This is a genomic window from Candidatus Pantoea edessiphila (genome assembly GCF_002933315.1).
Lineage (GTDB): Bacteria > Pseudomonadota > Gammaproteobacteria > Enterobacterales > Enterobacteriaceae > Pantoea_C.
Genome location: NZ_PDKT01000006.1, coordinates 1 through 14,481 on the forward strand (window position 1 = coordinate 1; position 14,481 = coordinate 14,481).

Annotated in this window: 13 protein-coding genes and 1 tRNA gene; 11 read left to right on the top strand and 3 right to left on the bottom strand. The window is 28.2% G+C overall.

The window, feature by feature from the left end; all coding sequences use genetic code 11:
* Positions 1-173: 173 nt before the first annotated feature.
* Positions 174-249 (bottom strand) — tRNA-Glu (locus tag CRV12_RS03520).
* A 447-nt stretch (positions 250-696) separates the two neighbouring features.
* On the opposite strand from CRV12_RS03520, the gene mnmG reads away from it, so the two are divergent.
* From mnmG to glmS, 11 genes are all read left to right on the top strand, one after another.
* Entirely contained in the window at positions 697-2,586 is a 1,890-nt protein-coding gene (gene mnmG, locus CRV12_RS03525; RefSeq protein ID WP_136131263.1) for a tRNA uridine-5-carboxymethylaminomethyl(34) synthesis enzyme MnmG, read from the top strand.
* Between the two features lie 657 nt (positions 2,587-3,243).
* On the top strand, positions 3,244-4,068 hold the full coding sequence (gene atpB, locus CRV12_RS03530) for a F0F1 ATP synthase subunit A (protein WP_136131264.1): 825 nt from the start codon (positions 3,244-3,246) through the stop codon (positions 4,066-4,068).
* A gap of 30 nt (positions 4,069-4,098) precedes the next feature.
* On the top strand, positions 4,099-4,338 hold the full coding sequence (atpE, locus tag CRV12_RS03535) for a F0F1 ATP synthase subunit C (protein ID WP_136131265.1): 240 nt from the start codon (positions 4,099-4,101) through the stop codon (positions 4,336-4,338).
* Positions 4,339-4,430: 92 nt separating this feature from the next.
* A complete protein-coding gene (gene atpF / locus CRV12_RS03540; protein WP_136131266.1) occupies positions 4,431-4,904 on the top strand; it encodes a F0F1 ATP synthase subunit B in 474 nt (157 codons plus the stop codon).
* An 11-nt stretch (positions 4,905-4,915) separates the two neighbouring features.
* Positions 4,916-5,449 (top strand): F0F1 ATP synthase subunit delta, encoded by a 534-nt coding sequence (gene atpH, locus CRV12_RS03545; RefSeq protein WP_136131267.1) that lies wholly within the window; start codon positions 4,916-4,918, stop codon positions 5,447-5,449.
* A gap of 13 nt (positions 5,450-5,462) precedes the next feature.
* The gene (gene atpA / locus CRV12_RS03550; protein ID WP_136131268.1) at positions 5,463-7,004 is read left to right on the top strand and encodes a F0F1 ATP synthase subunit alpha; all 1,542 of its coding nucleotides are present in this window, start codon (positions 5,463-5,465) and stop codon (positions 7,002-7,004) included.
* 54 nt (positions 7,005-7,058) lie between these two features.
* Complete coding sequence (atpG, locus tag CRV12_RS03555) at positions 7,059-7,922, top strand: F0F1 ATP synthase subunit gamma (RefSeq protein ID WP_136131269.1); 864 nt, start codon at positions 7,059-7,061, stop codon at positions 7,920-7,922.
* Positions 7,923-7,950: 28 nt separating this feature from the next.
* Positions 7,951-9,348 (top strand): F0F1 ATP synthase subunit beta, encoded by a 1,398-nt coding sequence (gene atpD / locus CRV12_RS03560; protein WP_136131270.1) that lies wholly within the window; start codon positions 7,951-7,953, stop codon positions 9,346-9,348.
* 30 nt (positions 9,349-9,378) lie between these two features.
* Positions 9,379-9,801 carry a F0F1 ATP synthase subunit epsilon gene (locus CRV12_RS03565; RefSeq protein ID WP_136131271.1) on the top strand — a complete coding sequence of 141 codons (423 nt, stop codon included), beginning with the start codon at positions 9,379-9,381 and terminating at the stop codon, positions 9,799-9,801.
* Positions 9,802-9,880: 79 nt separating this feature from the next.
* Positions 9,881-11,248 (top strand): bifunctional UDP-N-acetylglucosamine diphosphorylase/glucosamine-1-phosphate N-acetyltransferase GlmU, encoded by a 1,368-nt coding sequence (gene glmU / locus CRV12_RS03570; RefSeq protein WP_136131272.1) that lies wholly within the window; start codon positions 9,881-9,883, stop codon positions 11,246-11,248.
* A 51-nt stretch (positions 11,249-11,299) separates the two neighbouring features.
* The gene (glmS, locus tag CRV12_RS03575) at positions 11,300-13,138 is read left to right on the top strand and encodes a glutamine--fructose-6-phosphate transaminase (isomerizing) (RefSeq protein ID WP_136131273.1); all 1,839 of its coding nucleotides are present in this window, start codon (positions 11,300-11,302) and stop codon (positions 13,136-13,138) included.
* Between the two features lie 12 nt (positions 13,139-13,150).
* Here the strand turns inward: glmS and dnaC are convergent, their stop codons facing one another.
* Positions 13,151-13,891 (bottom strand): replicative helicase loader DnaC, encoded by a 741-nt coding sequence (gene dnaC, locus CRV12_RS03580; RefSeq protein WP_136131274.1) that lies wholly within the window; start codon positions 13,889-13,891, stop codon positions 13,151-13,153.
* Positions 13,892-13,894: 3 nt separating this feature from the next.
* Positions 13,895-14,431: a primosomal protein DnaT gene (gene dnaT / locus CRV12_RS03585; RefSeq protein ID WP_136131275.1), complete on the bottom strand. Its 537-nt coding sequence runs from the start codon at positions 14,429-14,431 to the stop codon at positions 13,895-13,897.
* Positions 14,432-14,481 lie beyond the last annotated feature (50 nt).

Below are 14,481 nucleotides of genomic sequence, written 5' to 3' on the forward strand. Positions count from 1 at the left end.
GTGTTTTTGATTTTAAGCATTGAGATTAATAAATGTTAATTAGCATTATTGATGTCATTAATAACGTATTAATAATGAATTAAACACTTTTGTACTACTTTTAGCTTGTTCCAGATTGTTAAAGAACCAATTATAAATATACATAAAATTAATTGATTATACAAGATATATTATGGCGTCCCCTAGGGGATTCGAACCCCTGTTGCCGCCGTGAAAGGGCGATGTCCTAAGCCTCTAGACGAAGGGGACGATATAAAAATAATTAAATATGTGATTATTTATTAAAATATTTAATTTAAATATTAATTTAACTACCAATTATGATATGTTTATAATTTTTGCATATTCAATAAATCTTACTATCCTTTGTTTTTAAGAAATAGTCAAGTATTTATTGATAATCATTATGATTCTTTAGTGAATTAAAACTTAAATTACTTAATTTAGATTAATTAAGTAATTAATTATTTTTTAATAAAAAACTCTAATTTATTTTTATAAATTATTAAATTGATTTCATGTAAAAATATATGGATTATTATTTAATAATATTTTTTTCAAAAAATAAATATTGTATTTAATATTTATTAATAACTGTCTTGTTTTTCATATGATTATGTGATGATTGTAAATATTGTCATTGACTCATTAATTTACTTTAAAAATAATTCATTATTAGATATGGAGTTTCTTTTTATGTCTTATCAAAGTAATTTCGATGTTATTGTAGTAGGTGGAGGTCATGCAGGTGTAGAAGCTGCTATGGCAGCTGCACGTATAGGTCAACAAACATTATTGATTACCCATAGTATTGATAAAATTGGTCAAATGTCTTGCAACCCTGCAATTGGTGGTATAGGTAAAGGACATTTAGTAAAAGAAATAGATGCTTTAGGTGGTTTAATGGCTAAAGCAATAGATCATTCTGGTATTCAATTTAGAAGATTAAATCTTAGTAAAGGCCCTGCAGTTAGAGCTACGCGTGCTCAAGCAGATCGCATACTTTATCGTAAAATAGTACTGAATTCGTTGCAATGTCAACCTAATTTGATTCTTTTTCAAGCAGAAGTCACTGATTTGATAATTAGTAATAATAAAATTAATGGCATTATTACTAATACCGGTTTTAAGTTTAAGTCTAATAATATTGTGTTAACATTAGGAACTTTTCTTAATGGAAAAATTCATATTGGGTCAATTAAGTATGATGGTGGTCGAGAAGGTGATTTACCTTCTATTCCATTAGCTAATAAATTACGTGAATTATCATTAAGCGTTAATCGTTTAAAAACAGGGACACCACCTCGCATTGATGCAAGTAGTATAAATTTTGATTCGCTAGTTCCGCAATACAGTGATAGTATTATGCCTGTATTTTCATTTATGGGAGATGTATCACAACATCCCAAACAATTACCTTGTTGGATAACTAATACAAACGAGATAACTCATAATATTATACGTGATAATATAAATAAAAGTCCGATATATAATGGAATAATAAAAAGTATCGGTCCTCGTTATTGTCCATCAATTGAAGATAAAGTGATCCGTTTTTCAGATCGTTTATCTCATCATGTTTTTCTTGAACCAGAAGGATTAAATAGTAATGAAATATATCCAAACGGTTTATCTACTAGTTTGCCTGTTGAAGTACAAATTAAGATAATTAAATCGATAAATGGTATGCAAAATGCAAAAATAGTAAGACCGGGTTATGCTATAGAGTATGATTTTTTTGATCCGCGACATTTAAAACAAACTTTAGAAAGTAAAAATATTGAAGGTTTATTTTTTGCTGGTCAGATTAACGGTACTACTGGATATGAAGAGGCAGCTGCTCAAGGATTGTTAGCTGGTTTAAACGCAGCACGAAAATCTATAAATCAAGAATGTTGGATTCCTAGCCGAACTCAATGTTACATTGGTGTATTAGTTAATGATCTTTGTACGCTTGGTACTGATGAACCATATCGTATGTTTACTTCACGTGCTGAATATAGATTGATTTTACGTGAAGACAATGCTGATATTCGTTTGACACAAATAGGACGAAACCTAGGTTTAATTGATAATACTAGATGGAAATATTTCAATCAAAAATTACAATTAATCGAACAGGAACACAAACGTTTAAAAGATATCAATATAAATTTACAGTCTCATTTTATTGAAGATATTAACTTTATGTTAAATAATCCTCTAATAAAAGAAACTAATGTAGTATCTTTATTACGTCGGCCAGAAATAACTTATTCGAATTTAATGAAAATTAAAGAACTTGGTCCTGGATTATTAGATAAACAAGCATCTGAACAAGTGGAAACTCAAATAAAATACGAAGGTTATATTGCACGTCAAAAAGAAGAAATTTATCGTCAACAAAAAAATCTGAATGTATGTCTACCACCAAACATTGACTACTATAAAATAAAAGGACTGTCTAATGAAGTAATAGTTAAACTGAATTATCATAAACCGAATTCGATAGGTGCAGCTCTTGATATTCCTGGAATTACTCCATCATCAATTTCTATTTTATTAATTTATTTAAAGAAAATATGTTCTACAAAAAAAGTTAAATAAATTAGCTTTTTATTTAAAACTTAAATATATAATTTTAATTTTATTATAATAATATGTTATATTTTTCCTTTTAAATAAATATTTTATTTATTAAATTAACATTTTTTATAGGAAGAATATCTTAGTATGTTAATATAATTTGTATTTTTTGTATTTCATTTAAATAATTATATTGAAAAAATATTTTTTTATTACAGTATTTAAAGGTTATTCTAGTATATTACTTTTGATTTCGTTTATTTTAATATTTTTCTAAGGATTTATACTGTCTTTAATATTGCAAAATGAATAATTTATTTTATAAACATTAAATCAATTGTAAATTGTTATTTTATTCTTATACTGCTAACTTTAAAATAAAGATATATAGTTTTTTGAATTTATTTAATTAGAAGTTGATTATACTTTAATTAAGTACAAATAAATTAAATGGAGACAACATAATTTATTTAAAAATTATTAGATGATTTCATAAAATAATCTTAAATATAATCATTAGTAACTTAATTATTTGTTAAGTAATTAGCAAATGATTTTTCTGTTTGTTATGTTCTTAATTATAGTTTAGAATGTTTTTCTATTTCCGTTTATCATTTAGTAATGTTATTAGTTTTTACAAAAAATTGATAACAATAACATTAAGGTATATAAGCCACTATGGCTATAGATAAAATTCCTAATTCACATGAATATATAAGTCACCATCTTATAAATCTTCAGCTAGATATGCGTACTTTTAAGTTAGTAAGCATTAATGATATCAATCTTTCTAAGAATTTTTGGATATTAAATGTTGATTCAATATTTTTTTCTTTATTTTTAGGATTTTTATTTTTATTTATATTTTATAAAATAGCAAAAAAAGTTACTACTGGTGTTCCTGGAAAATTGCAATCAGCAATAGAGTTAATTATTATTTTTATCAATAATAACATCAATGATATTTATCATGGAAATAGTAAGCTTATTGCTCCTTTATCATTGACAATTTTTATGTGGTGTTTTTTGATGAATTTAATGGATTTAGTTCCAACTGATTTGTTACCTTATATTAGTGCAAATGTGATGCATTTACCTGCATTGCGTGTAGTACCTTCTACAGATATAAATATTACTAGTGCTATGGCAATAGGTGTGTTTTTTTTAATTTTATTTTATAGTTTTAAAATTAAAGGTATTGGTGGTTTTACAAAAGAATTGACTTTATACCCCTTTAGTAATCCAATATTTATTCCTATCAATATAATTTTAGAAGGTGTTAGTCTTATCGCTAAACCAATTTCTTTAAGTTTGAGACTATTCGGTAATATGTATTCTAGTGAATTGATTTTCATTCTTATTAATGGTTTTCTACCATGGTGGATACAATGGATATTTAATGTACCATGGGCTATATTTCACATTTTGATCATTTCATTGCAGTCTTTTATTTTTATGGTTCTTACAATTGTCTATTTATCTATGGCATCTGAAGAACATTAGAATTAATAATATTAATAATTTGAGGACAACATGGGAAAATTAAGTATAGATTTTCTTTATTTATCTGCTGCGATAATGATGGGACTAGCATCTGTCGGAGCTGCAATTGGTATAAGTATTCTTGGAGGTAAATTTCTAGAAGGAGCAGCACGTCAACCTGATTTAATTCCTGTACTACGCACTCAGTTTTTTATTGTTATGGGTTTGGTAGACGCTGTGCCTATGATAACTATTGGATTAGCTCTTTATTTAATGTTTGCTCTTACTTGATTGTTAGGTTCATGCTTTAAGTTAAATAAACTTACATTTGATGTCTTATGCTATATTTAGGTTAAATATTTAAATTAGAGGTGTTTGATAAAGTGAATATTAATGCAACTATACTTGGTCAAACTATATCATTTATTCTATTTGTCATATTTTGCATGAAATTTGTGTGGCCACCAATTATTGGTGCTATTGAAAAAAGACAAAAAGAAATTGATGAAAGTCTAATATCTGTTAAAAATGCAAAAAAAAATGCAGATTTAGCATTGACTAGTGCAAATGATCATTTACAACAAGCAAAAGAAGAAGCTCGATCGATTATTGCTCAAGTTAATAAACATCGTATGCAAATCTTAGAAAAAGCTAAAATTGAAGCTAATAACGAACGTACTCGTATTATAGCAAGTGCACAAAATGAAATTAATTTAAAGCGAGATATTGTTTGTGAAGAGTTACGTAAGCAATTTGCTTCATTAGTAATATCTGGTGTTGAAAAAATAGTAGAGCGTTCTATTGATGCAAATATTAATAAGGATATTATAGATAAATTAATAGCTGATCTGAAATAAAGGAAATATTAATGTTTAAATTAATTACGATAGCTCGACCTTATGCTAAAGCTGTTTTTAATTTTTCTGTCGAAAGTAAAAGTATTGAATATTGGCAGCAAACACTAACATTATTTTCTGCAATAGTTAATGATAAGGAAATGAAAAAAATTTTTCCTAGAAATTTGTCATCGAAAGATATGTATACAATTTTCATTAAAATATGCGGTAATAAGCTAAACAAATACTCCAAAAATTTAATTAAATTAATGGCTGAAAATAAAAGATTAGATATATTACCTACTGTATTGAGTGAGTTTATTAAATTACGATATCATTACGAATCGACATCAGAAATAAATTTAATTTCCGCTAGTAATTTAAATAACAAGCAATTGACAGATATTAAAAATGTTTTAGAAAAACGTTTATCATGTAAAGTTAAATTAAACCATAAAATTGATAATTCTCTAATATCTGGAATTGTTATTCATTTAGGTGACTTGGTTATTGATAATAGCATAAGTGGTCGTCTCTCTCGTTTAGCAAATTTTTTGCAACTTTAGGAAGACTAAACATATGCAATTAAATTCTATAGAAATAAGTGAATTAATAAAAAAACGCATTTCTCAGTTTAATCTTGAAACTCAGTATCATGAGGAAGGTGTGATTGTTTCCGTTATTGACGGAATTATTAGAATATATGGCTTAAATAACGTAATGCAAGGAGAAATGATTGCTTTACCTGGTAATCTGTATGCTATAGCTCTTAATTTAGAACGTGATTCAGTCGGCGCTGTAGTAATGGGACCTTCTACTGATCTTGTTGAAGGTATGAAAGTTAGATGTACTGGACGTGTTTTTGAAGTTCCAGTTGGTAATAATTTATTGGGCAGAGTAGTAAACGCATTAGGCATGCCAATTGATGGTAATGGTTCTATCATTAGTGACGTATTTTCATCTGTTGAAGTAATTGCACCAGGTGTTATAGATCGTAAATCAGTTGATCAACCTATTCAAACTGGTTATAAATCTGTTGATTCAATGATTCCGATTGGACGTGGTCAACGTGAACTAATCATTGGCGATCGTCAAACTGGTAAAACCGCAATGGCTATTGATACTATTATAAATCAGCGAAAATCAGGTGTTAAATGTATTTACGTTGCAATAGGACAAAAAATGTCAACAGTTTGCAATGTTGTATGCAAATTAGAAGAATATCAAGCTTTAAAAAATACAATAGTTATGGTAGCTTCTGCTGCTGAATCTGCTACACTTCAGTATCTTGCGCCTTATGCTGGATGTACAATGGCGGAATATTTTCGTGATCATGGTGAAGATGCATTAATTGTGTATGATGATCTATCAAAACAAGCTATTGCTTATAGACAAATTTCTCTATTATTACGTCGTCCACCTGGTAGAGAAGCATTCCCTGGAGACATATTCTATTTACATTCAAGATTATTAGAAAGAGCATCTCGTGTAACATCTCATTACGTTGAACGTGTTACAGGTGGAAAAATAAAAGGACGTACTGGATCTTTGACTGCTTTACCTATAATTGAAACTCAATCAGGTGATGTATCGGCGTTTGTGCCAACTAACGTAATTTCAATTACAGACGGACAGATTTTCTTAGAATCTAATTTATTTAATGCAGGTATTCGTCCTGCTGTTAATCCTGGTATTTCAGTATCAAGAGTTGGAAATGCTGCTCAAACTGAAATCATAAAAAAATTATCTGCTGGTATTAGAACTGCATTAGCTCAATATCGTGAACTTGCAGCTTTTTCTCAATTTAGTTCTGATTTAGATGAAATAACTCAAAAGCAATTGAAATATGGTCAAAAAATTACAGAACTTCTTAAACAAAAACAATATAAACCAATGTCAATTGCACACCAAGGTATATTATTATTTGCAGCTGTAAATAGTTATTTAGATAATATTGAAGTGATAGATATACAAAAATTTGAAGAATTGTTAATAGATTTCGCTGAACGCAATTATGCTGATCTATTACAGGAAATTAATAAAAATGGCAATTATAATGAAGATATTGACACAAGATTAAAAAATCTTTTCAATGCATTTAAATCAACCCATTCATGGTAACTGTCATTTTAATTAAATCAAATTTTAACTAAAATCAGGATATTATAATAGTACATGGCTAGTATAAAGACAATAAACAATAAAATAGAAAGTATAAAAAATACACAAAAAATAACAAAAGCAATGGAAATGGTTGCTGCATCTAAGATGCGTAAAACCCAAGAACGTGTATTATCTAGCCGTCCTTATCATGATATGATAATTGAAGTTATAAATAACGTTATTTCAAGTAATTTAGAATATAGACACCCTTACTTAATAGAACGTAAGATTAGAAAAGTTGGTTATTTACTTATTTCAAGTGATCGAGGATTATGTAGTGGTTTGAATATTAATTTGTTTAAAAAATTAATATTAGACATACAATCTTTCAGAAAAGAAAAAATAGAAAGTGATCTAGCAATTTTAGGTTCTAAAGGAATTTCATTTTTTACTTCAATAGGTAGCAATATTATTGCACAGATTAGCGGAATAGGAGAAAATTTTGTTTTATCTGAATTAATTGGATTAATTAAGGTTATGGTAAATGCTTATGATGCACATCGTATTGATAGATTATATATAGTTAGTAATAAATTTAACAGTACGATTAATCAAACTCCAAAAATTATTCAATTAATTCCATTAGTAACGATTAAAAATAAAAAACGAAATAAATCAACTTGGGATTATTTATATGAACCTGATTCTAAAATATTACTAAATAATTTATTATGTAGATATATTGAATCACAATTTTATCAATCAGTTTTAGAAAATTTAGCAAGTGAACAAGCTGCTAGAATGTTAGCTATGAAGTCTGCCAATGATAATTGCAGTAATTTAATAAAAGAACTGAACTTATTGTATAATAAAGCTCGTCAAGCCAATATTACTCAAGAGATTATAGAAATTGTTTCAGGAGCTTCTGCAGTTTAATATTTAAAATACTTATCGAGGATATAAAATGATAACTGGAAAAATAATCCAGATTATTGGAGCTGTTATTGATGTAGAATTTGCTCAAGATAAAATTCCATTGATATATAATGCTCTTGAAGTACAAAATGGCAAAAATAGATTGATATTAGAAGTACAACAACATTTAGGTGGTGGTATAGTTAGAACTATAGCTATGGGTTCATCTGATGGTTTAAAAAGAGGTTTAGAAGTAATAGATTTAAAAAAACAAATACAAGTGCCAGTAGGTAAATCTACTTTAGGTCGTATTATGAATGTTTTAGGTGAACCGATAGATATGAAAGGTGAATTTAAACAAGAAGATGGAGCTATTCCAGAATTTATTTCTATCCATAAGTCTGCACCTTCCTATACAAATCAATCACAATCTCAAGAATTATTAGAAACTGGTATTAAAGTAATAGACCTTATCTGTCCATTTATAAAAGGTGGAAAAATTGGATTATTTGGAGGTGCAGGAGTAGGTAAAACAGTCAACATGATGGAGTTAATTCGTAATATTGCAGCTGAACATTCTGGTTATTCAGTATTTACTGGTGTAGGCGAGCGCACACGTGAAGGTAATGATTTTTATCAAGAAATGATTGCTTCTAACGTAATTGATAAAGTGTCATTAATTTATGGTCAAATGAATGAACCACCTGGTAATCGTTTAAGAGTCGCCTTAACTGGTCTTACTGTAGCTGAAAAATTTCGTGATGAAGGACGTAATGTATTATTATTTATTGATAATATATATCGTTATATTTTAGCTGGTACAGAAGTATCAGCACTACTAGGTCGTATGCCTTCTGCCGTCGGGTATCAACCAACTTTATCAGAGGAAATGGGATTATTTCAGGAACGTATTAATTCTACAATAGTTGGTTCAATTACTTCAGTACAAGCAATATATATTCCTGCAGATGATTTGACAGATCCAGCTCCTGCAGCGACTTTTGCCCACTTAGATTCCACTATAACACTTAGCCGTCAGATTGCTTCTTTGGGCATTTATCCAGCGGTTGATCCTCTTGATTCTACTAGTCGTCAATTAGATCCGTTATTTGTTGGCCAGGAACATTATTTTGTAGCCAGTAAAGTTAAATCTATTTTACAAAGATATCAAGAACTTAAAGATATAATAGTTATATTGGGTATGGATGAATTATCGGAAGAAGATAAGTTATTAGTAGCGCGTGCTCGCAAAATTGAGCGTTTCTTATCACAGCCTTTTTTTGTTGCTGAAGTATTTACTGGTTTTCAAGGTAAATACGTTGTTTTAAAAGATACTATTCGCGGTTTTAAAGGTATAATAGAAGGTGAATATGATTATTTACCTGAACAAGCTTTTTATATGGTTGGTACTATTGAAGAAGCTTTACAAAAAGCAAAAAAACTTTGAATTTAAAAAAGTAACTTAAGAGTATTAAATATGGTTAATACCTATAAATTAGATATAGTTACGTCGGAAAAGCAATTGTTTTCTGGGTTGGTACAAAAAATTCAAGTATCAGGTATAGAAGGAGAATTGGGAGTTTTTCCTGGACATTCACCTTTATTAACTATCATTAAGCCAGGAATGATACATTTAGTAACTCAAGAAGGAAATGAAGAATTTATTTATCTTTCTGGAGGTATATTTGAAGTACAACCTAACCATAGTATAGTTTTAGCAGATGTTGCAATTAGAGGTGTTGATTTAGATGAAAAACGTGCATTACAAGCAATGTATAAGGCAGAAAAACAAATTAAAAATAGACATAAAGATTTTAATTATTTAGTATGTTCAATGAAATTGGCAAAGGCTCTTGCGAAATTACGTGTAATTGAACTAACAAGAAAATTAATAAAGTAAAAAATAATATAAAGTTTGATAGTTATTGATTAAGATTATCAAAACTTAATTTGATTTTAAAATAAAGTAATTTAATATTATGCACAAAGATCTAATAAATATAGTGATTCTTGCTGCTGGTAAAGGCAATCGCATGTGTTCTGATATCCCAAAAGTTTTGCATAGTATAGCGGGAAAACCTATTATTAAATATATAGTTGATACAGCTAAAAATATTAATAAGCATAAAATTTACATTATATATGGTTTTAAAGGTGATTTAATCAAAAAAAAATTGAATGATAATTCAATACATTGGATTTTACAAAAAGAACAATTAGGTACAGGACATGCAATTCAGCAGCTTTTACCGTATTTAAATAATAATGAAAACTTATTAATTTTATATGGAGATATTCCATTTATTTCTAAAGCAACATTAGAACAATTATGTGATAAAAAACCAAAACATGGTATGAGCTTATTAACAGCAATATTAGATAATCCAAGTGGATATGGCAGAGTTATTAGAAATAATAATGTTATTGCTGAAATAATTGAAGATAAAGATGCAAATTCACATCAATTGAATATAAAAGAAATAAATACTGGTATTATGTTTGCTAATGTGAAAGATGTAAAAAATTGGTTAAAAAGAACTAATAATGATAATGTTCAAAAAGAATATTATCTTACAGATATAATTAAAATTGCTTATCAAGACAATTATTTCATTAAAGCTATACATCCATTTGATATTAATGAGATTAAAGGTGTAAATGATCGTATACAATTAGCAAATTTAGAAAGAATTTATCAATCTAATCAAATAAAAACATTAATACTTTCAGGTGTTACTTTAAGGGATCCAGACCGCTTTGATCTTAGAGGTACTTTAATATGTGGTATTGATGTTGAAATTGATGTAAACGTTATTATCGAAGGACATGTTGTTTTAGGTAATAGAGTAAAAATTGGAGCTGGTTGTATTATACAGAATAGTTCTATTGATGATGATTGTAACATTCATCCATATTCTATAATTAGAAATTCAAATTTGTCTGTAAAATGTAATATTGGTCCATTTTCACATTTACGTAATAATGCTAAATTAAATCATAATGTATGCATAGGGAATTTTGTTGAAATAAAAGATATTTCTTTAGGTAATAATTCTAAAGCCAAACATCTTTCTTATCTTGGAGATTCAGAAATTGGGTCTAATGTCAATATCGGTGCAGGTAGTATAACTTGTAATTATGATGGTAAAAATAAGTTAAAAACTATCATTGGAAATGATGTTTTTATCGGTTCTGATACTCAATTAGTCGCACCATTAACTATAATAGATAATGCTACTATTGCTGCAGGAACAACTGTTTTAAAAGATATTAATACTTCAGATTTAACATTAAACCCAAAAAAACAAATATATAAAGAAAACTGGAAACGTCCATCAAAAAAATAAATTTTATTTTTTTGATGTTATTAATTAATAATAATTAAAGAAAATATTTTTATGTGTGGAATTATTGGTGCAGTATCACAACGTAATATAACAAAAATTTTACTCAATGGTTTATTACATTTAGAATATCGTGGATACGACTCAGCTGGTTTAGCTGTAGTTGATGAACATAGTCATATTAATCGTATACGTTGTTTAGGTAAGGTGCAAAAACTAGTAGACGCTGCAAACAGAGAAAATCTAATTGGTGTAGTTGGCTTAGCTCATACACGTTGGGCAACACATGGTATTCCTTCTGAAATTAATGCACATCCACATATATCTGAATACATAATTGTTGTACATAATGGAGTAATTGAAAATCATGACCAGATAAGAAAAAAACTTATTTCTTACGGATATTCTTTTTCTTCTGAAACAGATACAGAAGTAATAGCACATTTATTAAATATGAAACAAAAACAATACGGTGGATCTTTGCTACAAGCCGTTTTAAAAAGTATTCCTGAAATCAGTGGATCTTTTGGTATGGTTGTCATGGATAGTCGCAAGTCATCAACTATTATAGCTGTAAGAATAGGTAATCCTTTAGTTATTGGTTGTGGTATGGGAGAAAATTTTGTTGCTTCTGATCAACTTGCTTTATTATCAATAGCTAATAGTTTCATTCATTTAGAAGAAGGTGATATTGCAGAGATTAGCTGCAATAAAATTGCTATTTTTAATGTTATGGGAGATATTGTTAATAGAAATAAAGTTAAATTAAATATACATCATGATCATATAAGTAAAGGTATATACAAACATTATATGCAAAAAGAAATATACGAACAACCAATAGCTATTAAAAATACGTTATTAGGTCGTTGTACAAATAAAGAGATAGATTTAAGTGAATTAGGAATAAATATTGGCATGTTTTTAAAAAAAGTTAAACATATTCAAATTATTGCTTGCGGTACATCATATAATTCTGGTATGGTATCACGCTATTGGTTTGAATCTTTAGCAAATATTCCTTGCGATGTTGAAATTGCATCTGAATTTCGTTATCGTAAACTTCAAGTAAGAAAAGACAGTTTATTAATTGCTTTATCACAATCTGGGGAAACTGCAGATACTTTGGCAGCACTGCGTTTATCAAAAAAATTAAATTATATAGGTTCACTAGCAATATGCAATGTATTATATTCTTCCATAGTACGAGAATCAGATTTATATCTAATAACTAAATCTGGAATTGAAATTGGTGTTGCTTCTACTAAAACATTTAGTACTCAGTTGACAGTGCTATTAATGTTAGTAATTAAATTGGGTAGTCTAAACGGTATGCACATAGAAGTTCAAAGGAAAATTATCAAAGCAATTCAAATGCTACCATATCGTATTGAGCAAGTTCTTACTAAAGATAAGATTATAGAAAAAATCGCTAGTGATTTTTTTGATAAAAATCATGCGTTATTTCTAGGTAGAGGTGATCATTATCCGATAGCAATGGAAGGAGCATTAAAGTTAAAAGAAATATCCTATATTCATGCTGAAGCATATGCAGCTGGAGAATTAAAACATGGTCCATTAGCTCTTGTTGATAATAATATGCCTGTGATTGTAATTGCACCTAATAATCAACTTCTCAAAAAACTGAAATGTAATATTGAAGAAGTAAGAACACGTGGTGGTCTATTGTATATATTTACAGACCAAAATGTAGAATTTAGAAAGAACGATGATTATAATATGAAAATAATTCAATTACCATATGTAGAGGATGTGATAGCACCCATTTTCTATACAATTCCTTTACAATTACTTTCTTATTATGTTGCTCTCATTAAATCTAGAGATATAGATCAACCTCGTAATTTAGCTAAATCAGTTACTGTTGAATAAGTTATATATAAATTAATATTCATTTCCGTTAATACGACTACGATAACTTTCCCAATCAAAACATATCCACATACTATTACCAATACGCATTCTATCCATAACCCTTTCTCCTAAAAGAGCATTCATACCAACATGATCTAAATTTGATAGCATACCAGTAGGAAGCTTGGAAGAAGATCTGCGATCAACTATTTGATTAATAATCATTTTTTCATATTTAGATTCACTTTGTATGCCTATTTCATCAATTATTAATAAATCAATACCACTTAAATTTTTGAGTAATTGTTCTTCAGTAATATTACTAATTTCATTGAAAGTAGCTTTTATATTAGACATTAAGTCAGCAACTGTTATAATCAGAACACTTTTGCCTCGTAAGATTAAATCGTTACCTATAGCAGCTGCCAAATGATTTTTACCTGTTCCAGGACGACCAGAAAAAATAAAACTAGCTATACTTTCGTCGAATTCAATTGAATATTGTCTTGCTAGTTTAACGGCTTTGCGCTGCCCTTCATTTTCTATATGATAATTATCAAATGAGCAATTCATATGTAATGCACGAATACCAGAACTACACATAATACGCTGCATTTTCATTGCTTTATTTTCTCGTGCAATTGATGCAGAGTTAAGGCGACCTTGTTCTTGATTCCATGCTAAAAGATCTTCACCTGTAGTGAATTTTGGCTGAATATTAGTTGGTACTATTGTTTTTAATCGATTTAGAAGATCGTTAAATGTTTTCATTAATTATCCTCGAAAACCTTCGGGAATATTAAGACTGGAATTTGATAATGTTGTAATATGATTTTTTGATTTATCATAATTACTTTCACGACTCATTTTTAAGTTACGTGCAAATTTTTGTTGCCACTGAACATGATGAAATAAACTACCTTCGGCATGCCAATATGATATAAATATTGATAATTCAGCATCTGTTATTGGTTTATTCAGATGCACTCCCCAGATAGCTGCTTGACGGATAAAATCAGAATCTGGTTTCCAACCATTATACATAGCGTATTTACCGATAGGTGTATACATATTTATTTTGGTTGTATCATTAATAAAATTATTATCTATTAATATATTATTATTTTGTTTTGATATAGCTTCTATAGTCAATAATTGTGCTAAACGTTCAGGTGTAATAGCATACATTACTGGAGTATAGTTCTTTAATATTGTTAAAATACCTTTATCATTTTCTTTTAAAGAACTAACAGGATTTTGACAAAATGCATCCAAGCTTATGATTCTTGAAGATAAAATTTTTTCTGGCATTAAGTAACCTAATATTTGATAATTGTTATATTTAATTATGTTATGTCTGA